Genomic DNA, 21,253 nt, shown 5'->3' with positions numbered 1-21,253 from the left:
GAATTCCCACACAAGGCCATCTGATAAATTAACACCCGGCCATGATATAAACAAAGATCAGAAGATCCCCTTGCGGGGTGTATATCGGCCACCTTGGGGCGACACAAGGCTCGCTGGTGCCACTATAAGCTGGATTTATGGGTTTCCCGACAATGACCCAACTTTTTCTTATAGTGGCCATCGCCAGCCCACTCGCGCCTGAAATAGCTCTATTACGAGCCACAGGACGCTTGTCATATACTCTTGTGCTCTTATGACACGCCGGGGAGGCGTTGATATGCAATCACAGACTCACACCTATATCGTCAATGACATCACGCTGCCCTGCCTGCAGGCCGGTTCGGGCGAGCCGCTGTTGCTGATCCATGGCGCACTAGCCAACCATACCCTCTGGCTCGAACATATCGAGCAGCTCTCACGTCACTACACCGTCTATGCTCCCACCCTGCGCCACTTTGGCGAGGCGGGCAAAAATGGGCCATTTGGTCTGGAGACTCACGCCAGTGATCTGCTTGCTCTGCTGGAACAATTGCCGTGCAGGCCAGTGCATCTGGCGGGCTGGTCATACGGGGCGGATGTTGCCCTGACCGCTGCCCTGATAGCTCCGGAGCAATTCATAAGCCTCTATCTGGTGGAGCCTGGCTGCCCGGGTGCCCTCGATGAACAGGGGATCGCTGCCTTTATGACCGATGCAGGTGCCATGTTTGGTCCCGTGTTTGGCCAGGTTGGGGAAGGCTTGCTGCAAGAGGCCGTAGCGACCCTGATCGATGGTTCGGGTGGTTATGCAGGCTATTTTGCTGCACAACCGCTCAAGTGGCAGCAGGCGCAGTTGGCAGAAGCCGATAGCCTGCCCAAACAATTGAGCCAGAGCGAGCGGCCAGATTGGTCACCGGAGCGCCTTGCCATGCTCAACATGCCCACCTGCATCGTGCAGGGCGCAGATACCAGAGCGCTGTTTGCGCTGGTCTGTGAGGCTATTGGCAACGCCATTCCCGCCTGCGAGCGCTTGCAGGTGCCGCACGCCGGGCACCTCTACCCCCGCGCTGTTTGTGCAGCATCTGCAACGCTGGCTCAAACAGCAGGCATAAAAAAACCGGAACCCAAGGGTTCCGGTTTTTTTTCATTCCAGCCGAGGCTGGCAAACCAGCAAATTAAGCCTGGTTTTTAACTTCTTTCAGACCGCGGAAAGGAGCTTTGGCGCCCAGAGCTTCTTCGATACGGATCAGCTGGTTGTACTTGGCAACACGGTCAGAACGGCTCATGGAACCGGTCTTGATCTGGCCAGCAGCAGTACCAACAGCCAGGTCGGCGATGGTCGCGTCTTCGGTCTCACCGGAGCGGTGGGAGATAACGGCAGTGTAGCCAGCGTCTTTGGCCATCTTGATAGCAGCCAGAGTTTCGGTCAGGGAACCGATCTGGTTGAACTTGATCAGGATGGAGTTGGCGATGCCGTTGTCGATACCGCGCTTCAGGATCTTGGTGTTGGTTACGAACAGGTCGTCACCCACGATCTGGATTTTCTTGCCCAGTTCAGCAGTCTGGTAGGCGAAACCTTCCCAGTCAGATTCGTCCAGGCCATCTTCGATGGAGACGATCGGGAACTTGGTGGTCAGGTCAGCCAGGAAGTCGGAGAAACCGTTGGAGGTGAAGACACGACCTTCGCCTTTCAGGTTGTACTCTTTCTTCTCTGCGTCGTAGAACTCGGAAGCAGCGCAGTCCATAGCCAGGGTGATGTCGGTGCCCAGTTTGTAACCGGCAGCGGCAACGGCTTCAGCGATAACTTCCAGCGCTTCGGCGTTGGATTTCAGGTTCGGAGCGAAACCACCTTCGTCACCAACTGCAGTGTTGTAGCCCTTGGACTTCAGCACTTTGGCCAGGTTGTGGAACACTTCTGCGCCCATGCGAACGGCTTCTTTCAGGGTCTTGGCGCCAACCGGCTGGATCATGAACTCCTGGATGTCGACGTTGTTGTCGGCGTGCTCACCACCGTTGATGATGTTCATCATCGGCAGCGGCATGGAGTAAACACCCGGGGTGCCGTTCAGCTCGGCGATGTGGGCGTACAGCGGCATACCTTTGGCAGCAGCGGCAGCTTTGGCGTTAGCCAGGGAAACAGCCAGGATGGCGTTGGCGCCGAACTTGGATTTGTTCTCGGTACCGTCGAGGTCGATCATGATCTGGTCAACGGTGGCCTGGTCCTTGGCATCTTTACCCAGCAGAGCTTGAGCGATCGGGCCGTTTACGGCTTCGATGGCTTTCAGCACGCCTTTACCCAGGAAACGGCTCTTGTCGCCGTCACGCAGTTCCAGCGCTTCGCGGGAACCGGTGGACGCGCCAGACGGAGCGGCTGCCATACCAACAAAACCACCTTCCAGGTGAACTTCGGCCTCAACGGTCGGGTTACCACGGGAGTCGATGATTTCACGACCGATCACTTTAACGATCTTGGACATGTGTATTTCCTCAGGTTTCGTAAAAAAACAACAAAAATATGCCAAAAAAAGCGGCTGTGGCACAGTGCCCCAACCGCATTTATTTTCAATTACTTCAAATTACGCTTCTGATACTCGCCTGCCGCCTTCACAAAACCGGCGAACAGAGCGTGGCCATCACGAGGAGTAGAGGTGAACTCCGGGTGGAACTGCGCAGCCACGAACCAGGGGTGATCCGGGATCTCGATGATTTCCACCAACTTCTTGTCGGCGGAGAGACCGGTCACTTTCAGACCTGCCGCTTCAATCTGCGGCAGCAGCTTGTTGTTTACTTCGTAACGGTGACGGTGACGCTCGTAAATGGTCGGGCTGCCGTACATCTGACGCACCTTGGAATCTTCGACCAGGTGGCAGAGCTGGGAACCCAGACGCATGGTACCGCCCAGATCAGACTTCTCGGTACGGGTCTCGACGTTGCCCTCTTCATCCACCCACTCGGTGATGAGGCCGACGACCGGATACGCGCAATCTTTCTTGAATTCGGAGGAGTGAGCCCCTTCCATGCCCGCCACGTTGCGAGCGAATTCGATCATGGCAACCTGCATGCCGAGGCAGATACCCAGGTAGGGGATCTTGTTCTCGCGGGCATACTGGGCAGCCAGAATTTTGCCTTCCACACCGCGCTCACCGAAGCCACCCGGCACCAGGATCGCGTCCAGACCTTCCAGCAGCTCGGCGCCACGGGTCTCGATATCCTGAGAGTCGATGTACTTGATGTTGACGGAGTGACGGGTCTTGAGACCACCGTGCTTGAGCGCCTCGTTGACGGACTTGTAAGCGTCCGGCAGGGAGACGTACTTGCCGACCATACCGATGGTTACTTCACCAGTCGGGTTGGCCTCTTCGTAAATAACCTGTTCCCACTCGGAGAGATCGGCTTCCTTGCACTCCAGACCGAAACGCTCGGTGAAGTAGGAGTCCAGGTTCTGGGATTTCAGCAGTGCCGGGATCTTGTAGATGGAGTCGACGTCTTTCATGGAGATGACGGCGCGCTCGGGCACGTTGCAGAACAGAGCGATCTTGGCGCGCTCGTTGGCCGGAATGGCACGGTCGGAGCGGCAGATCAGCACATCCGGCTGGATACCGATGGAGAGCAGCTCTTTGACGGAGTGCTGGGTCGGCTTGGTCTTCACTTCACCGGCAGCAGCCAGGTAAGGAACCAGCGTCAGGTGCATGAACATGGCGTTGTTGCGGCCTACTTCGGCAGCCAGCTGACGAATGGCTTCGAGGAACGGCAGGGATTCGATGTCACCTACGGTACCGCCCACTTCGACGATGGCAACCTGATGGCCTTCGGCACCGGCAATCACCCGCTCTTTGATGGCGTTGGTGATGTGCGGGATAACCTGAATGGTGGCGCCCAGATAGTCACCACGACGCTCTTTACGCAGTACGTCGGCGTAGATACGGCCGGTGGTAAAGTTGTTGCGACGGGTCATCTTGGTGCGGATGAAACGCTCGTAGTGGCCCAAATCCAGATCGGTTTCGGCCCCGTCCTCGGTTACGAACACTTCACCATGCTGGGTCGGGCTCATGGTGCCCGGATCCACGTTGATGTACGGGTCCAGTTTCATGATGGTCACATCCAGACCACGGGCTTCCAGAATGGCTGCCAGAGAAGCTGCGGCAATGCCTTTGCCGAGGGATGAAACAACGCCACCAGTAACAAAAATATATTTGGTCGTCATGCTGAACCTGAAAGAAGTTTAGGGAATTTTAAGGGGTGCTTCGGGGATGAAGCAGGACGGGGAAACAGTATACCAAAAACCCCTCTCCCAAACAATGAGCAAAAATCTATCAGGCTCACCGCCCCCCCATCTTGCGCCAAATCAACTTTGCTCGGTTTCCTTAGCCTTATCCCAGGCGGCATCGAGCTTTTCGAGGGTGCAATCGGTCATTTTCAAGCCTTCTGCGGCGATTATCTGCTCAACCTGACGAAAGCGACGTTCGAACTTGGCGTTGGCACCGCGCAGCACCTGCTCCGGATCCTTGCCCAGATGACGCACCAGATTGACGGTGGCAAACAACAGGTCGCCGAGCTCGTCGCTCACCCGCGCCTCGTCCACATCGGCCATCAATGCCTCTTCCATCACCTCGTCGATCTCTTCGTGGATCTTGTCCACTACAGGCCCCAGCGTCTTCCAGTCAAAGCCGACGGTGGCGCAGCGTTTCTGAATTTTGGCGGCGCGGGTCAAGGCAGGCAACGCCTGTGGGATATCGTCCAGCACGCTCTCTTTGTCGAGGGCCGCCCGCTCTTTGGCCTTTTCCGCCTCCCAGTTCGCTTTTACCGCCTGCTCGTTGGAGAGATCTGCATCGGAAAAAACGTGGGGATGACGGCGAATGAGCTTTTCACTCACCGTATCGACGATATCGGCAAAGTCGAACAAGCCCCGCTCTTTACCCAGCTGGGCGTAAAACACCACCTGAAACAGCAGGTCGCCCAACTCCCCTTTCAGCCCCTGCCAATCTTCGGTCTCGATGGCATCGGCCACCTCGTAGGCCTCTTCCAGGGTGTGCGGCACTATGGTCTGGAAGTCCTGTTTCAGATCCCAGGGACAGCCGTTTTGCGGATCGCGCAGACGAGCCATGATGTCGAGCAGTTGAGGCAGATCGTAACGTTGAGACATGGGCTACTCACTTTCGATTCGTTAAATGGGGATGAAGCGACATCAGGCCGCGCAGCCGAGCAATCTCATGTCAAGCAGTTGGGGCAGATCGTAACGTTGAGACATGGGATATTCGCTTTCAATTCGTTCAAAAAGGGTCGGAAATGCAGACCGGCCACTGGGGCCGGTCGGTTCGATATCAAAGCCGCTTGGCGCTGATCACGTCGTTAAGCTGACTGAGCTTGGCCAACGCCCGGTTGAAGGCGTTGATGTTGTAAATCTCCAGCTCCATGTCGATCTCGGCGGTCTGCTCGCGCACATTGGAGCGTGAGCGTACCCCCATCACATTGATCTTCTCGTTGGCCAGCACGGTAGTGATATCGCGCAGCAGGCCGGAGCGATCGTTGGAGATGATCCGGATGGTGAGGCCATAGCCGCCGGAGTAGTTCTCCCCCCACACCGCATCGATCAGCCGCTCCGGGTTGCGACGTGACAGCTCCTTGAGCTGCTCGCAATCTTCCCGGTGAATGGATACGCCGCGCCCCATGGTAATAAAGCCCTGAATGGAGTCCCCCGGAATGGGCTGGCAGCAGCGGGCGATATGGGTCATCAGGTTGCCAACCCCTTCCACCACGATATGGTCTTTGGGCTTGTGGCGCATCGGCGCATTGGCCTTCTGCTCCAGCTTCTCCAGCAAGCGGCGATCTTCCTCTTCCGCTGTCGGCTTGTTGTAACAGGTGTCGAGATAGTTGAGCACCTGGTTGATGCGGATATCGCCGCTGCCGATACCGGCCAGCAGATCGTCGGTGCTCTCCAGATTGAAGCGGCGCAGCATGTTGCCCTTGTCGATCTTGGACATGCTGAGGTTATGGCGATCCAGCTCCTTCTCGAACAGCTCGCGACCGGCCACGATATTTTTGTCCCGATCCAGTTTTCTGAACCAGGTAGCCACCTTAGCCCGCGCCCGGCTGGAACGCAGGAAGCCGGCGTTGGGGTTCATCCAGTCGCGGCTCGGGTTCGGCTCTTTCTGGGTGATCACCTCCACCTGATCGCCGGTCTGCAGCGCATAGGTAAACGGCACGATGCGGCCGTCAATCTTGGCGCCGATGCAGCGGTGGCCGATCATGCTGTGGACGTGATAGGCAAAATCGAGCGGGGTGGCGCCCGCCGGCAGGTCGATGACATCCCCTTTCGGGGTGAAGACGTAGACTCTGTCCTCGAACACCTGACTGCGCAGGTCTTCGAGCAGGGAGCCGCTCTCGGAGAGATCTTCCTGCCAGGCGAGCAGCTTGCGCAGCCACTCGATCTTGTCTTCGAAGGTGTTGGCCTTGCCGCCTGCCTGTGCCCCTTCCTTGTAACGCCAGTGCGCCGCGACGCCGAGCTCGGCATCCTGATGCATCTGATCGGTACGGATCTGGATCTCGACGGTCTTGCCCTCAGGCCCCACCACTACGGTGTGGATCGACTGATAGCCGTTGGGTTTGGGGTTGGCGACATAGTCGTCAAACTCGCGAGGAATGTGGTGGAACTGGGTATGCACGATACCGAGCGCCGCATAGCAATCCTGCAGCCGCTTGGTCACTACCCGCACCGCGCGCACGTCGAACAACTCGTTGAATTCGAGGTGCTTCTTCTGCATCTTGCGCCAGATGCTGTAGATGTGTTTCGGGCGGCCGTACACCTCGGCGTCAACTCCCGCCTCTTTCAGCCCATTACGCAGGGATTGCACAAACTCGCGGATATAGCGCTCGCGGTCGAGCCGCTTCTCGTCGAGCTGCTTGGCGATCTGCTTGTAGGTATCCGGGTGCAGGTAACGGAAGGCGAGATCTTCCAGCTCCCACTTGAGCTGGCCGATGCCCAGACGGTTGGCGAGCGGCGCATAGATATTGGTGATCTCCTGGGCCATCAGCACCCGGGTCTCTTCATCTGCCGTCTTCGCTTCCCGCAGGCAAGCGATCCGCTCCGCCAGTTTGATCACCACGGCGCGCACATCCTCGACCATGGCAAGCAACATGCGACGCACGTTGTCGACCTGCTCCGGCGAGGTTTCGCTGCGATGGAGGGTTTGCAGGGAGCGGATGGCCTCCATCTCCAGCACCCCTTCCACCAGCTTGGCGATCTTGGAGCCAAAGTCCTCGTCCATCCGCTCCTGGCTGATGAGACCGGCTTCGACGAAGGGGTAGATGATGGCCGCTTTGAGAGTGCCGATATCCATGCTGAGCATCTGCAGGATGCCCACCATTTCGATGCCGCGCACCAGCAGCTTGCTGGTCAGCGCCTCGTCACCGAGCGTCAGACAATACTGATAGACGGTTCGCAGCTGATCCTTTTCACTGTCACTCAAGGAGAGCGAGCTGACCCACTCTTCCAGGGTGAAGTTGTCTTTCAAATGAATATCGCGAACCGCAACCATGGTATCAATCCTTTAAATTATCGGGCCGAAAGCTGTCACTTTCTCCCCTCATGAGATTGCCTCAAATGGGGATATCCAGCGCACTTTTCAAGGCATATTGTCCAGAAAGACAATAGAGCGCGCCAACAGGCCCTGCCGAACGACGAGGGTCTAGATTACCCCAATCACATCAGCTCAAACAGACGCAGACATGCCAGATTACATATCCGCATCGCCGAACTGATGAGTCATTTACTCCCGTTCAAACAGCGCCATGGACTCCAGATGACCGGTGTGAGGGAACATGTCGAGCATGCCGAGGCGCACCAGACGGTAACCCCCTTTCACCAGCACCTGACTGTCCCGCGCCAGGGTGACCGGGTTACAGGAGACGTAGACCACCCGCTTGGGTGAAAGTTTCACGACGTGTCCCATCACTTCCAGCGCGCCGGGACGAGCCGGATCCAGCAGCACCAGATCAAACCCTTCCCGCGCCCAGGACATGCCGACTATGTCATCGCTCAGGTCGGCCTTGTAGAAACGGGCATTGCTGATGCCGTTGCGACGGGCGTTCTCTTCGGCCCGCTGCACCATGGCCAGTTCACCTTCGACACCCACCACTTCGCGAGCCTGACGGGCCAGCGGCAGGGTGAAGTTGCCGATGCCGCAGAAGAGATCGAGCACCTTGTCATCCTTGCTCGCCCCGAGCCATGTCAGCGCCTGCTCAACCATGCTCTGGTTGATGGGGCCGTTGACCTGAATGAAATCACCGGGAGCAAATGCAAGAGACAGGCCATCCAGCGAATAGGATGGGGAAAATTGTTGCTGCAGCGCTTCGATGCGATCATCGGCCGCCTGCAGATAGAGGTCGATCCCCTGCGCTTTTGCAAACTCCACCAGCAGGGCGCGATCCGCCTCATTAGGGCGGCCGGTGTGACGCAGCAGCATCATGATCCCCTGCTCGGCCTGGATAAGCTCGGCATGGCCCAGCTCGCGCTGGCTCTTCAAGCGATTGAGGCACTCACGCAGCGGGGCAATCAGCGCCGAGAGCGGTTCGGCCAGCACAGGGCAACTGTCGATCTCCACCAGATCGTTGCTGTTGCGGCGGCGGAAACCGACCCGGGTGCAGCGACCGTTCTTGTCAAATTTGATGGCCAGACGACAGACCCGGCGGTAGGCACGATCTTCACCGGTCAGTACCGGCTCCAGCGCCGGCGCCTTGATGTTGCCCAACCGCTCGAACAGGCTGACCAGTCCCGCCGCCTTGGCGGCTTGCTGATCGGCAACCGACATGTGCTGGGCACTGCAACCGCCGCACTCGCGATAGTGGCTGCAGAAGGGGGCGATACGATTGGCCGCCGGGGTCACCACCTGCTGCAAGGCGGCGTGACCATACTGCTTTTTCTCTTCGGTGATGCGTGCCTTGACGGTCTCACCGGGCAGCGCCCCTTCGACGAAGATCGCCTTGCCCTGATGGCGACCGATACCGACGCAGTGGTGATCGAGGGTGTCTATCGTAAATTCAATGCGTTGGAGCTGGGTGGACTTCTTTTGGGGCTTGAAAAACTGGGCCATAAAACTTGGTGCCTATAGGTGGCTATGTCATGATTGTGGAATCTGCTGCCGGGTATTGTCCCACAAGAATAATAGTATGACCAAATACGGCCACAGAGCCCGTGTATTGCCATCAACCCTATCGCCAACCCTGTTCACTGGTGGCCTGTTCGTATGACCAAATATGGCCTGAGAGCACGCGTTCTCGCCTTCACCATCCTGCCAACCCTGATCATCGGTGGCCTGATGGCCGGTTACTTCACCTTCCACCGCTACCAGCAGCTGGAAAACAACCTCATTGATCAGGGGATCAACATTATCGAACCGCTGGCGATCGCCAGTGAATACGGGATGACCCAGCACAGCCGAGAATCCCTCAAGCGGCTCATTGGCCTGACCCATCGCAAGAACTCCCCCTTTATCAAGTCCATCGCGGTTTTCACCCAGGACAACCAGCTGTTCGTCACCTCGAACTACCACCGGGATTTCACCCGGCTCAGGCTGCCCGATGGCGAGCCAATTCCGGATCTGACCAGCGTGACGTTTCAGGGGGATGACATCATTTTGCGCACCCCGATCCAGGCTGAAACCAGTCTGGATGGCTTCCCGCTACCCAGCGATGTAGAGCCGCCGATGATCGGCTACATCTCGATGCAGATGGCGACCGACAGGGCCATGTTGCTGCAGTACCGCGACACCTTCTTTGCGGTGATCATGGTGCTCATCGGGGTGGCCTTCAGTACCCTGTTTGGCTTCCGGCTGGTCAAGAGCGTGACCCAGCCCATCACCAACATGGTGCAGGCGGTGCACAAGATCCGGGAGGGGCGGCTCGATACCCGGGTCAGCGGCCAGCTCACCGGCGAGCTGGATATGCTGAAAAATGGCATCAACGCCATGGCCAAGGCGCTCTCCGAATATCACGAAGAGATGCAGCAGAATATCGATCAGGCCACCTCTGACTTGCGTGAAACCCTGGAGCAGATCGAGATCCAGAACGTCGAACTAGACATGGCCAAGAAACGGGCGCAGGAGGCGGCGCGGGTCAAGTCGGAGTTTCTGGCCAACATGTCCCACGAGCTGCGCACTCCGCTCAACGGGGTCATCGGTTTTACCCGCCAGCTGCTGAAAACCAGCCTGACCCCGAGCCAGACCGACTACATGCAGACTATCGAGAAGTCGGCGCGCAACCTGCTTGGCATCATCAACGACATCCTCGACTTCTCGAAGCTGGAAGCGGGCAAGCTGCAGCTGGAGCATATCCCGTTCAGCCTGCGCGACACCCTCAACGAGACCATGCACCTGCTCGGCCCCAGCGCCCACGACAAGCAGCTGGAGCTCTCCCTGCGGGTGGATGCCAATGTGCCGGACTACCTCACCGGCGACCCCATGCGTCTGCAACAGGTGCTGACCAACCTCACCGGCAACGCCATCAAGTTCACCGAGCAAGGCAACGTGGATGTCCATATCGAGCAGACCGGCAGTGGCAACCACAAGGTGAGGCTCAACGTCCAGATCCGCGATACCGGCATCGGCATCTCCCAAGAGCAGCAACATCAGCTGTTCCAGGCCTTCAATCAGGCCGACTCCTCCATCTCCCGCCGTTATGGCGGCACAGGCCTGGGCCTCGTTATCACCCAGAAGCTGGTGCAGCAGATGGGCGGCCAGATCCGCTTTGAATCGGAGCTCGGCAAGGGCTCCATCTTCTCGTTCAGTCTGGATGTGGAGGTCTCACCCCTGCCCCAGACCGATCAACTGCCGCTGGATCGGATCCGTGGCAAACGGCTCTGGCTGCTGGAACCGGATCCCTTCGCGCAAGCCTCTCTGCTCGCCCTGCTGGCGGAATGGCACCTCGACGTGCACCCACTGACCAGCGATGATCCCTGGCCAGAGATGAGCGAGCAGGAGATGGTGATCATCGGCAGCAGCACCCTGCATACGCCGCAGCAAGTGCTCGGCCGTCTCGACAGACTGAATGGCCAGCAGCAGAACACCATAGTGCTACTCAGCAGCCACGAGCCGGCGCTCTATGAAGCGATGCTGGCCCATGGCGCCCAGCACTGTCTCTCCAAACCGGTCAACCACCGCAAGCTGCTGCACGCCCTGCTCTCGCCGGAATCGAGCCGCCAGAAGCTGCCCGCCCAGCCTGCACCGCGCCAGTTGCAGCCGATCAAGGTGCTGGCGGTGGATGACAACGCCGCCAACCTCAAGTTGATCGCCGCCATGCTCAAGGAGATGGTGAGTCAGGTGGTGGTGTGCAAAAACGGCAAGGAGGCGGTCAAGCAGGCCCAGAGCCAGCCGTTCGACATCATCTTCATGGATATCCAGATGCCGATCATGGATGGCATCAGTGCCACCCAGGCGATCCGCAACCAGTCCCTCAACACCACCACTCCGATCGTGGCGGTGACCGCCCACGCCATCCCCGGCGAACGGGAGCGGCTGATCCGGCAGGGGATGGACGACTATCTGGCCAAGCCCATCGACGAGAGCATGCTGGCCCAGCTCATCACCGACTTTGCCCATCGCCGCCACCAGAATAATGGTGCCCAACAGATCGACTGGGCACTGGCGGTGCGGCAAGCGGCGGGGAAAGAGCATCTCGCCAGAGAGATGCTGACCATGCTGCTGGCCAGTTTCGACGAAGTGGAACCTGTGCTGGATAGCGCGCTGGCGGGCGAAATTGCAGATAGCGAAGTGCTGGCCCAGCTCCATCGCCTCAACGGTGGCTGTGCCTATTCCGGGGTACCGGGGCTGCAACGGCTGCTCTCCCAGCTGGAGCAACAGCTGCGTGACGGCGTGCCGGTGAGCGAGCTGGAACCCGAGCTGCTGGAGCTGCAAGATGCGCTGGAACTGGTGCGCCAAGAGGCGCCCCGCTATCTCGGCAAAGCTTGATGAGCTTGACCTGAACTGTATCGGCCCCCGCTTTTTCTGACGCGAGGGCCGCCAGATGGTAAAGTTGCGCCGTTTACACAGGAGTCAGCATGACCAACAACGATATTCTGCGCCGTCTGCGCTACGCCCTCACCATCAGCAACGACCAGATGGTCGAGATGTTTGCCAAGGGCAACCTGACGGTCACTCACGCCCAGCTGCACAGCTGGTTGATGAAAGAGGCGGCGGAAGGTGAAGAGCAAGAAGCAGGCTATGTCGCCTGTCCCGACTCGGCTCTGAGCCAGTTCCTCGACGGTTTCATCATCGCCCGCCGCGGCGTGCGGGAAGATGCACCGGCCCAGGTGATCCCGAACCGGATCAACAACAACATGATCCTGCGCAAGCTGCGCATCGGTCTCAACTTCAAGGAAGAGGATATGCTCGGTACCCTCAAGCTCGCCGACTTCAACCTATCCAAGTCCGAGCTCAGTGCCCTGTTCCGCTCCAAGGATCACAAGCACTATCAGGATTGCGGGGATCAGATCCTGCGCAACTTCCTGATCGGTCTCACGGCCAAATACCGCGGCTAACCAGCCGCGCGACTGACCAGACAGGGCCTTCGACATGTGCCAGCGACTCACTCCTCCCACGCTCAGCAGACTGGTTGTGGCAGGGGGATGGCGCTGGCGCTGTCTTCTTCCCCTCTTTTTTCTGCCACTGGTTCTGCTGCTGGGTGGTTGTACTCCGTCCGAATATCAGCTCTCGACCCGCTATCAGAGCGCCAATCAGAACGAGCGGATCGCCTTTCTGATCCTCCACTACACCGATGAAGATGATGCCAACTCCTTGCGCCTGCTGACCGAGCCGGAGCACAAGGTGAGCGCCCACTACCTGATCCCTCGTGACAGCCGCGAGACCCCGCTACCGGTCTATCAGCTGGTGCCGGACAGCGCGCGCGCCTGGCATGCCGGACGCAGCCGTTGGCACCAATATGCCGGGCTCAATGCAAGCTCCCTTGGCATCGAGATCGTCAACCTAGGCTATCCAGCAGAAGATGAGCCGCTGGCCCCCCATGCCCGCCGCTGGCAACCCTATACCCCGCAGCAGATTGCCGCCGTCGGCGCCCTCAGCCGGGAGCTGGTCGCCCGCTACCAGATTCCACCGACCCAGGTGCTGGGCCACAGCGATGTCGCCCCCGAGCGCAAGCAGGATCCCGGCCCCCACTTCCCCTGGCGCCAGCTCTATCTGACGTACGGAGTCGGCGCCTGGCCCGATGAAGGTCGGGTGGCCGAGCTACTGGCCAGCCCCTTGCCCGATTGGGATGCGGCCATGTGGCAGCAGCAGCTGGCCCGCTATGGCTATGGCCTGTCCCGGAGCGGCCAGTGGGATGAGCAGAGCCGCGCCGTCATGGGCGCTTTTCAGCTCCACTTTCGTGCCAGCAGGGTCGATAGCAAACCGGACCGCGAGTGTCAGGCCATCCTGATGGCACTGCTCGAAAAATACTTCCCCTAATCCTCATCCATTGCCCCCGTTGCTGCGTACTGTTTGATAGCCGTTAGCTATCAAACAGTTAGGCACAAGCAATTGTCCCTGCATTTTGCAAGGCGTTACTCTGACTGCGTTCCGAAAGAGAATTTAAAACCGATTTCCAAATCTGGAGGTGAATGATGAAAAGCCCGATTGGTCTTGATACTGCTCAATCACAAGCCCTGGCAGCCGAGTTGAACAAATTGCTGGCCAGCTACCAGATCCTCTACATGAACGTGCGCGGCTTCCACTGGAATATCCGTGGCAACCAGTTCTTCGAGCTGCACCTGAAATTTGAAGAGATTTACAACGACCTGCTGCTGAAAGTCGATGCACTGGCCGAGCGGATCCTGACCCTGGATGGCGTGCCAATGCACAGCTTCAGTGAATACCTGAAAGTCTCTACCATCCCGGAGCAAAAAGGGCTGCACGATGGCCGCGCCTGTGTCGAATCCCTGCTGGATAGCTTCCGCGAACTGCTGGTCGCCCAGCGTCGTATTCTGGGTCAGGCCGCCGAAGCCGGTGATGAAGGCACTGCCTCCATCCTCTCCGACTATGTGCAGCAGCAGGAAAAACTGGTCTGGATGCTGCGCGCTTATCTGGCCTGATAGTGAACCAAGCCAGCTACAGCGTACGTATGCGGGCTTGAGTAAGTACCGGGCCGAAAGCTCCTGACCAGACCACGGCCCAATCCGTCTGATTGTTATGTTCTGTTGCAAACCTGAGTTGTCTCTCCTTTTATCCACCCGCTTGCCGCCCTGTTTGGGCGGCTTTTTTTGTTTTTGATCTGCATCAAGGGAATCTTAATTGGCAAATTGAATGCCTATTAAGTTTTTCGCGAGAGGAATAGAATCGCTACAAAACAGACAACTGAAATGTCCAATTAGGAGAGGCATGATGTTTTGTGTGCAATGTGAACAGACAATTCGTACCCCGGCTGGCAACGGCTGTGCCTACGCACAAGGTATGTGCGGCAAGACGGCTGAAACCTCGGATCTGCAGGATGTGCTGATCTATACCCTGCAGGGGCTCAGCGCCTGGGCGCTGGCCGCCCGCGAGCAGGGCATCATCGACCGCGAGATCGATGCCTTCGTGCCCAAGGCCTTCTTCGCCACCCTCACCAACGTCAACTTCGACTCGAATCGCATCGTGGCCTACGTCAATCAGGCCATCACTTATCGCCAGCAGTTGGCCGAGCAGCTGGCCGGGATGACAGTGCAGGTCAACGACTTGCCACAGTCCGCTTACTTCGAACCCGGTGCCGAGCTGCTGGAACAACTTGCCCATGCCGCACTAGCCGCCCCCAATCGGGGCAAGCACGAAGTGAACGAAGACATCATGGGGCTGCGTCTGCTCTGCCTCTACGGCCTCAAGGGCGCCGCCGCCTATATGGAGCACGCCCGGGTGCTGGATCAGCAGAGTGACGAGGTGGCCGCCGAATTCCACCGCATCATGAGCTGGCTCAGCACAGATCCGAGCGAAATGGGTCGGCTGTTCAGCTGTGCCATGGAGATCGGTCAGCTCAACTTCAAAATCATGGAGATGCTGGATCTCGGTGAAACCAGCGCCTTCGGCCATCCGGAACCGACCCGGGTCAGAGTCACCCCCATCCCCGGCAAGTGCATTCTGGTCTCCGGCCACGACATGATGGATCTCAAACTCATTCTGGAGCAGACCAAGGGGACCGGCATTCATGTCTACACCCACGGCGAGATGCTGCCCGCGCTGGCCTACCCCTTCTTCAAGCAGTACACCCATCTGGTGGGTAACTACGGCTCCGCCTGGCAAAACCAGCAGAAGGAGTTTGCCAACTTCCCGGGCGCCGTGGTGATGACCTCCAACTGCATCATCGACCCGAATGTGGGCAACTACTCGGATCGCATCTTCACCCGCTCCATCGTCGGCTGGCCGGGCGTCACTCATCTGGAGGGGGATGATTTCTCCGCCGTGATCGCCAAGGCCCAAGCGCTGGAAGGCTTCAAGCACACCGAGCTCGAGCACTTCATCACCATCGGCTTTGCCCGCAACGCCCTGATGCAGGCCGCACCCGCGGTGATCGAGAAGGTCAAAGCCGGAGAGATCAGCCACTTCTTCCTGGTGGGTGGCTGTGATGGCGACAAGGCCGAGCGCGCCTACTTCACCGAGTTTGCCAAGGCGGCGCCGCGCGACAGCCTGCTGCTCACCCTGGGCTGCGGCAAATACAAGTTCAACAAGCTCGACTTTGGCGACATCGGCGGCATTCCCCGTCTGCTGGACGTGGGTCAGTGCAACGATGCCTACTCCGCCATCCAGCTGGCGCTGGCACTCTCCGAGGCGTTCGAGTGCGGGGTCAACGATCTGCCGCTGACCCTGGTGCTCTCCTGGTTCGAGCAAAAAGCCATCGTCATTCTGCTCACCCTGCTCTCCCTCGGGGTGAAGGACATTCGTACCGGCCCGACCGCCCCCGCCTTCCTCACCCCGGCCCTGCTCAAGGTGCTGGAAGAGCAGTTTGGCCTGAAAGGGACCACCACGGCCGAGGCTGACTTGGCCGAGATCCTAGCGGCCTGATCGGCACCTCATGTTGTAAGCATTTGGCGAGCCGCCCGGCTCGCCTTTTTTCTGGATCCGGCTTTTTCACCAGACGTTTTTCAACCCGTTTCAAACCTAAGGAGCCTTGTGATGACCTCTCTCACGCTCACCTGCATTGGCCGCCAACAGAACACCCACGACGTCGTGAGCTGGCAGCTGGAGCCGCTTTCCGGCAGCCTCCCTCCCGTACTGGCTGGCCAGTGCATCACCCTGCATACCGAGATCGACGGCCAGCCCCACTGCCGCGCCTATACCCTCTCCTCCAGCCCGCAGGATTCATGCTGGCAGGTCACCATCAAGGATGTGGGACGGGTCTCCCGCCATCTGCACCAGACCCTGCAAGTGGGAGACAAGATCCGGGTGGATGGTCCGTCCGGCGATTTCAACCTGACCGCCCTGCCTTGCGAACGGCCACTGCTGCTCAGTGCCGGCTCCGGCATCACCCCCATGTGGGCCATGTTGCGAGACGAGCTCGCCAAACGACCGGATGCCGATATCCGCTTTATCCATAGCGCCCGCTCGCCAGCAGATGTGATCTTCGCAGATGACTTGGCTACGCTGGCTGCGGCTCATTCAGGCGTGCGCGATGCCCTGATATTGGAAGAGGCGCCAACGGCTCATCCCTGGGTGGGCCGACTCACCCACGCCATGCTGGCCGAACTGGCCCCAGATCTGCGCGGACGCCATGTCTATCTCTGTGGCCCGGCCCCCTATATGGCGGCGGTCAGGACCATGCTGACGGAGCTGGGATTGCCGCCGGAGCAGCTGCATCAGGAGTCCTTTGGTCTTCCTCCCGCAGAGCCCATCAAGACCACCAGCGACCACTTCTGGCTGACCCTGAAAAAGAGCGGCAAGAAAGTGAAAATCCTGCCGGGTCAGACCCTGCTGGCGGCGCTGGAAGCAGCGGGCGAAACCATAATGGCTGCTTGCCGCGCCGGGGTATGTGGCAGCTGTCGTTGCACCACCACAGGTGACATCGAGCGCCAGAGCGTGATGACCTTGAGTGCTCAGGATCTGGAGAGCGGCGTTGCTCTGGCCTGCTCCTGCACCACGAAAGGGGATATCAGTCTCGATTATTGAGGCGTGGTGAAGGCTTTTGTGAGGTGCGGTGAAGGCGTCATCGGTATCCCAACCTTTTCCCAAGTAGACTGGGGCGCTAGACTCTGCCCCAGTTTCACCAGAACACGGGATAAAAAATGACAATACTGGTCACAGGGGGCGCCGGCTATATCGGCTCCCACACCCTGGTTGAGCTGCTCGGCGCGGGGCAGCAGGTCGTGGTACTCGACAACCTCTCCAACTCCTCACCGGAGTCACTCAAGCGGGTCGAGCAGATCACCGGCAAACCGGTCACCTTCGTCGAAGGGGATGTGCTGGACAGAGCCTGCCTGCAGCAGCTGTTCGCCAACCACCAGATCGAATCGGTCATCCACTTCGCCGGCCTCAAGGCGGTCGGGGAGTCGAGCCAGATCCCGCTCACCTACTACCAGAACAACATCAGCGGCACTCTGGTGCTGTGCGAAGAGATGGCCAAAGCTGGCGTTTTCCGGCTGGTATTCAGCTCCTCGGCCACCGTCTATGGCGATCCCGCCTCGGTACCGCTGCGGGAAGATTTCCCCACCAGCGCCACCAACCCCTACGGCCGCTCCAAGCTGATGGTGGAGGAGATCCTGCGCGATCTCGCCAAATCCGATCCCCGCTGGGCCATCGTACTGCTGCGTTACTTCAACCCGGTCGGCGCCCACGAGAGCGGCCTGATTGGTGAAGATCCCAACGGCATCCCCAACAACCTGCTGCCCTATATCAGCCAGGTGGGTGTCGGCAAGCTCAAGGAGCTGGGGGTATTTGGCAACGACTACCCGACCCCGGATGGCACCGGCGTGCGCGACTACATCCATGTGGTGGATCTCGCCATCGGTCACCTGAAAGCACTGGCACGCATCAAGAGCGACACCGGCGTCTTCACCTACAACCTGGGCACAGGCCAAGGCTACTCGGTACTGGAGATGGTCAAGGCGTTTGAAGCGGCCAGCGGCCGACCCATTCCCTACCAGATCAAACCCCGTCGCCCGGGCGACATCGCCGAGTGCTGGGCAGAGCCGACGCTGGCCCGTGCCGAGCTGGGCTGGCAGGCAGAGCGCGGTCTGGAGCAGATGATGGTCGATACCTGGCGCTGGCAAAGCAACAACCCGAACGGCTATCAAGGCTGATCTCTCGCGGGTGGATAACAGAACGCCCCGGCATTTTCATGTCGGGGCGTTTTATTTTGCGACGTTCAATCAGTGGGTCTGACTGCGCAGCAGCGGCACACGGGCCAATCGGGGGGCGATGCGGTCTATCAGCCGATCCGCCAGCGGGGTCAGCAGCAACCAGGGCAGGCAGAGGGTCGCCAGCCCCAGCGCGCCGACATAGACATCGGTAAACCAATGGGCGCCAGCCAGAATGCGCGGCGCGGAAAAGATCGGCACCATCAGCAATGCGGTGACTCCCGCCCAGCGCGGCAGATAGCGCAGGGCAAAACCGGCGAAGATCATCAGGAATAGAGCGTGATCGCCGGGGAAGCTGTCACCGGAAGAGTCCTTGGTCGGAATACCGCTGATCTGGGTCAGCCGAAGCGCATCGGCCACCATCAGGGTCGGGCTGGGTCGCTCCACCGGCAACCTGTGACCAAGCTGGTTGATCACCAGTGCGCTCAGCAACATCACAATACCCATCGCCACAAGTTGGCGACGACCCGCCAAATCCCGGGCGAAGAAGCAACGGGCCAGGATCAGCCCCATACAGGCCAACACAGCCAGATCGAACAGCCGGTTATTGGTGATGGCCACCAGATCGGCCCACAGAGCCGACTGTCCGAGCCAGCCGTTGACGGTATGAAAAATCGCGAGGTCCCACTGATCCCAGGGACCGTGAGCGGGCAGCGCAGCCCAACTGATGGCCACCAGACCACCGACCAGATAGCAAAGCAGGAACTTGCCCATGGGGACTCTCCTTTGGAAAAGGGCGATATCGTAAAACTGCAGCGTGCGTCACAAAACCGAAGAATTGTAAGAAAGTGCGACACAATATCAAGTCTCAAATAAAGCCTTCCAGCCCATTCCAATCTCGCATATCCCAACAGCGCCAAGATTTCTGCCTCCAGTGCTGCATCTGTGGGCCTCTCACCATGAGTGCGGCTTGTGCCACCACCGCAACACCCCCTAGAATGCGCACTTCCCTTTACTGCGAAAGGAAGCGGTATGCATATTCACATTCTCGGGATCTGCGGCACCTTTATGGGTGGTCTGGCGGTGTTGGCAAAACAGCTTGGTTACCGGGTGACCGGTTCGGATGCCAATGTCTATCCCCCCATGAGTACCCAGCTCGAGCAACAGGGCATCGAACTGACCGAAGGCTATGACCCCTCCCAACTCGATCCGGCGCCGGATCTGGTGGTGATCGGCAACGCCATGAGCCGCGGCAACCCCTGTGTTGAATATGTGCTGGACCGCAATCTGCCCTACATCTCCGGCCCCCAGTGGCTGCTGGAGCACGTGCTGCAAGATCGCTGGGTGCTGGCCGTCGCCGGCACCCACGGCAAGACCACCACCGCCAGCATGCTGGCCTGGGTGCTGGAGTACGCCAAACTGGAGCCCGGTTTCCTTATTGGCGGCGTGCCGGGCAACTTCCCGGTCTCGGCCCGTCTCGGCTCCGCCCCCTTCTTCGTCATCGAAGCGGACGAGTATGACTGCGCCTTCTTCGACAAACGCTCCAAGTTCGTCCACTACCACCCGCGCACCCTGGTGATGAACAATCTGGAGTTCGACCACGCGGACATCTTCCCGGATCTCGCCGCGATCCAGCGCCAGTTCCACCACCTGATGCGCACCGTGCCGAGCAACGGCCGGGTGCTGTTCCCGCAAGCCGATGACAACCTCACCGCCGTGCGCAAGATGGGCTGCTGGAGCGAAGTGGAGCTGGTAGGTCAGGACGACGCCAAGTGGAAGGCGGTCAAGCTGGCCGATGACGGCTCCGCCTTCGAGGTGTGGCTGGATGGCGAAAAGCAGGGTGAGGTGCACTGGGAGTGCATCGGCGAGCACAACGTCAACAATGGTCTGATGGCCATCGCCGCCGCTCGCCATGCCGGAGTCATGGTGGAGCATGGCATCGCCGCCCTCTGCCAGTTCAAATCCCCCAAACGGCGGATGGAGCTCAAGGGCGAAGTGGCGGGCATCAGCGTCTATGACGACTTCGCCCACCACCCCACCGCCATCGAGACCACCCTCGGCGGCCTGCGCGCCAAGGTAGGCAGCTCACGTATTCTGGCGGTGCTGGAGCCGCGCTCCAACACCATGAAGCTGGGGGTTCACAAGGAGGAGCTGGCTGGCTGCTTCGATGGCGCCGACGAGGTGTTCTTCTTCCAGCCGCCCAACATCGGCTGGGATCTCGGCGAGGTGACGGCCCATATGACCCGTCCGGCCAAGGTATTCAACGATCTGGAGACCCTGATCAACCGGCTGGTGGCCGAGAGCCGCGATGGCGACCATATTCTGATCATGAGCAACGGCGGCTTCGGTGGCATTCATGACAAGCTGATCGCCCGCCTCAAGGATTACCACGGCGAACTATGAACAAAGCGATCACCCTGGCGCTGACCGGTGCCTCCGGCGCCCCCTACGCCCTGCGCCTGCTCCAGTGTCTGGTGCAAGCGGACTATCGGGTCTACCTGCTCGCCTCCTCGGCGGCACGAGTGGTACTCAAGACCGAGCAGCAACAGGATTGGCCCGGCTCGCCGAAAGAGCTCTCTGCCTATCTTTGTCGCCAATATGGCGCCAAGGAGGGGCAGATTGTCGCCTGCGGCAAGGAGGAGTGGTTCTCGCCAGTCGCCTCCGGTTCGGCAGCCCCCAAACAAATGGTGGTCTGCCCCTGCTCCATGGGCACCGTCTCGGCCATTGCCAACGGTACCTCCGACAACCTGCTGGAGCGGGCGGCGGATGTGGTGATCAAGGAGCGCGGCCAGCTGATCTTGGTGCCCCGCGAAACCCCCTTCTCGGCGATCCATCTGGAGAACATGCTGAAACTGGCACGGCTCGGGGTGACCATCATGCCTGCCGCGCCCGGTTTCTATCATGAGCCGAAAAGCATCGCCGATCTGGTGGACTTTATGGTCGCCCGCATCCTCGATCATCTGGGTGTCGAGCATGAGCTGACCCACCGCTGGGGCTATGGCCACCATTGAGGTGACCGCCACATTCGGCCATAAA

The 21,253-nt window shown here is 59.4% G+C and carries 16 protein-coding genes; 10 read left to right on the top strand and 6 right to left on the bottom strand.

From position 1 onward, the window contains the following. The first annotated feature begins 277 nt into the window (after positions 1–277). Positions 278–1,168 (top strand): alpha/beta fold hydrolase, encoded by an 891-nt coding sequence (locus ACB040_RS09995; RefSeq protein WP_371154596.1) that lies wholly within the window; start codon positions 278–280, stop codon positions 1,166–1,168. Here ACB040_RS09995 and eno read toward each other — a convergent pair. The 5 genes from eno to rlmD all read right to left on the bottom strand — a co-directional run bounded on the left by eno (position 1,152) and on the right by rlmD (position 9,065). Continuing rightward, positions 1,152–2,453, bottom strand: a complete 1,302-nt coding sequence (gene eno, locus ACB040_RS09990; RefSeq protein ID WP_005335583.1) for a phosphopyruvate hydratase — start codon at positions 2,451–2,453, stop codon at positions 1,152–1,154. The genes ACB040_RS09995 and eno overlap by 17 nt on opposite strands. Positions 2,454–2,542: 89 nt before the next feature. Then, on the bottom strand, positions 2,543–4,180 hold the full coding sequence (gene pyrG / locus ACB040_RS09985; RefSeq protein ID WP_005335584.1) for a glutamine hydrolyzing CTP synthase: 1,638 nt from the start codon (positions 4,178–4,180) through the stop codon (positions 2,543–2,545). 141 nt (positions 4,181–4,321) lie between these two features. Beyond that, positions 4,322–5,119 (bottom strand): nucleoside triphosphate pyrophosphohydrolase, encoded by a 798-nt coding sequence (gene mazG, locus ACB040_RS09980; RefSeq protein WP_043821669.1) that lies wholly within the window; start codon positions 5,117–5,119, stop codon positions 4,322–4,324. Between the two features lie 178 nt (positions 5,120–5,297). Continuing rightward, complete coding sequence (gene relA / locus ACB040_RS09975) at positions 5,298–7,511, bottom strand: GTP diphosphokinase (protein WP_005335588.1); 2,214 nt, start codon at positions 7,509–7,511, stop codon at positions 5,298–5,300. Between the two features lie 231 nt (positions 7,512–7,742). After that, positions 7,743–9,065: a 23S rRNA (uracil(1939)-C(5))-methyltransferase RlmD gene (gene rlmD, locus ACB040_RS09970; protein ID WP_139432289.1), complete on the bottom strand. Its 1,323-nt coding sequence runs from the start codon at positions 9,063–9,065 to the stop codon at positions 7,743–7,745. Positions 9,066–9,218: 153 nt separating this feature from the next. On the opposite strand from rlmD, the gene barA reads away from it, so the two are divergent. The 7 genes from barA (at position 9,219) to galE (ending at position 18,220) form a co-directional block, all read left to right on the top strand. Then, entirely contained in the window at positions 9,219–11,936 is a 2,718-nt protein-coding gene (barA, locus tag ACB040_RS09965) for a two-component sensor histidine kinase BarA (RefSeq protein ID WP_371154592.1), read from the top strand. Positions 11,937–12,025: 89 nt separating this feature from the next. Continuing rightward, positions 12,026–12,505, top strand: a complete 480-nt coding sequence (locus ACB040_RS09960; RefSeq protein WP_005335594.1) for a DUF1456 family protein — start codon at positions 12,026–12,028, stop codon at positions 12,503–12,505. A gap of 34 nt (positions 12,506–12,539) precedes the next feature. Then, positions 12,540–13,427 carry an N-acetylmuramoyl-L-alanine amidase gene (locus ACB040_RS09955; RefSeq protein WP_338772473.1) on the top strand — a complete coding sequence of 296 codons (888 nt, stop codon included), beginning with the start codon at positions 12,540–12,542 and terminating at the stop codon, positions 13,425–13,427. A gap of 155 nt (positions 13,428–13,582) precedes the next feature. Then, the gene (locus ACB040_RS09950) at positions 13,583–14,050 is read left to right on the top strand and encodes a Dps family protein (RefSeq protein ID WP_236320208.1); all 468 of its coding nucleotides are present in this window, start codon (positions 13,583–13,585) and stop codon (positions 14,048–14,050) included. A gap of 289 nt (positions 14,051–14,339) precedes the next feature. After that, the gene (hcp, locus tag ACB040_RS09945) at positions 14,340–15,989 is read left to right on the top strand and encodes a hydroxylamine reductase (protein WP_338775018.1); all 1,650 of its coding nucleotides are present in this window, start codon (positions 14,340–14,342) and stop codon (positions 15,987–15,989) included. A 111-nt stretch (positions 15,990–16,100) separates the two neighbouring features. Continuing rightward, entirely contained in the window at positions 16,101–17,090 is a 990-nt protein-coding gene (locus tag ACB040_RS09940; RefSeq protein ID WP_338772474.1) for a hybrid-cluster NAD(P)-dependent oxidoreductase, read from the top strand. Between the two features lie 116 nt (positions 17,091–17,206). Continuing rightward, the gene (galE, locus tag ACB040_RS09935) at positions 17,207–18,220 is read left to right on the top strand and encodes a UDP-glucose 4-epimerase GalE (protein WP_005335608.1); all 1,014 of its coding nucleotides are present in this window, start codon (positions 17,207–17,209) and stop codon (positions 18,218–18,220) included. Positions 18,221–18,289: 69 nt separating this feature from the next. On the opposite strand, the gene ACB040_RS09930 is transcribed toward galE, so the two are convergent. After that, the gene (locus ACB040_RS09930) at positions 18,290–18,991 is read right to left on the bottom strand and encodes a phosphatase PAP2 family protein (RefSeq protein ID WP_201939127.1); all 702 of its coding nucleotides are present in this window, start codon (positions 18,989–18,991) and stop codon (positions 18,290–18,292) included. A 258-nt stretch (positions 18,992–19,249) separates the two neighbouring features. Here ACB040_RS09930 and mpl point away from each other — a divergent pair, with 258 nt between their 5' ends. Both mpl and ACB040_RS09920 read left to right on the top strand, forming a co-directional pair. Beyond that, positions 19,250–20,620 carry a UDP-N-acetylmuramate:L-alanyl-gamma-D-glutamyl-meso-diaminopimelate ligase gene (mpl, locus tag ACB040_RS09925; protein ID WP_005362853.1) on the top strand — a complete coding sequence of 457 codons (1,371 nt, stop codon included), beginning with the start codon at positions 19,250–19,252 and terminating at the stop codon, positions 20,618–20,620. Beyond that, on the top strand, positions 20,617–21,228 hold the full coding sequence (locus ACB040_RS09920; RefSeq protein ID WP_069529846.1) for a flavin prenyltransferase UbiX: 612 nt from the start codon (positions 20,617–20,619) through the stop codon (positions 21,226–21,228). The genes mpl and ACB040_RS09920 overlap by 4 nt, the downstream gene beginning before the upstream one ends. Positions 21,229–21,253 lie beyond the last annotated feature (25 nt).

The organism is Aeromonas sp. S11(2024), assembly GCF_041402345.1.
In the GTDB taxonomy this organism is placed as follows: domain Bacteria; phylum Pseudomonadota; class Gammaproteobacteria; order Enterobacterales; family Aeromonadaceae; genus Aeromonas; species Aeromonas veronii.
Note: the sequence above shows the minus strand (reverse complement) of the source record. Positions and strands in the feature narration are given on the sequence as shown.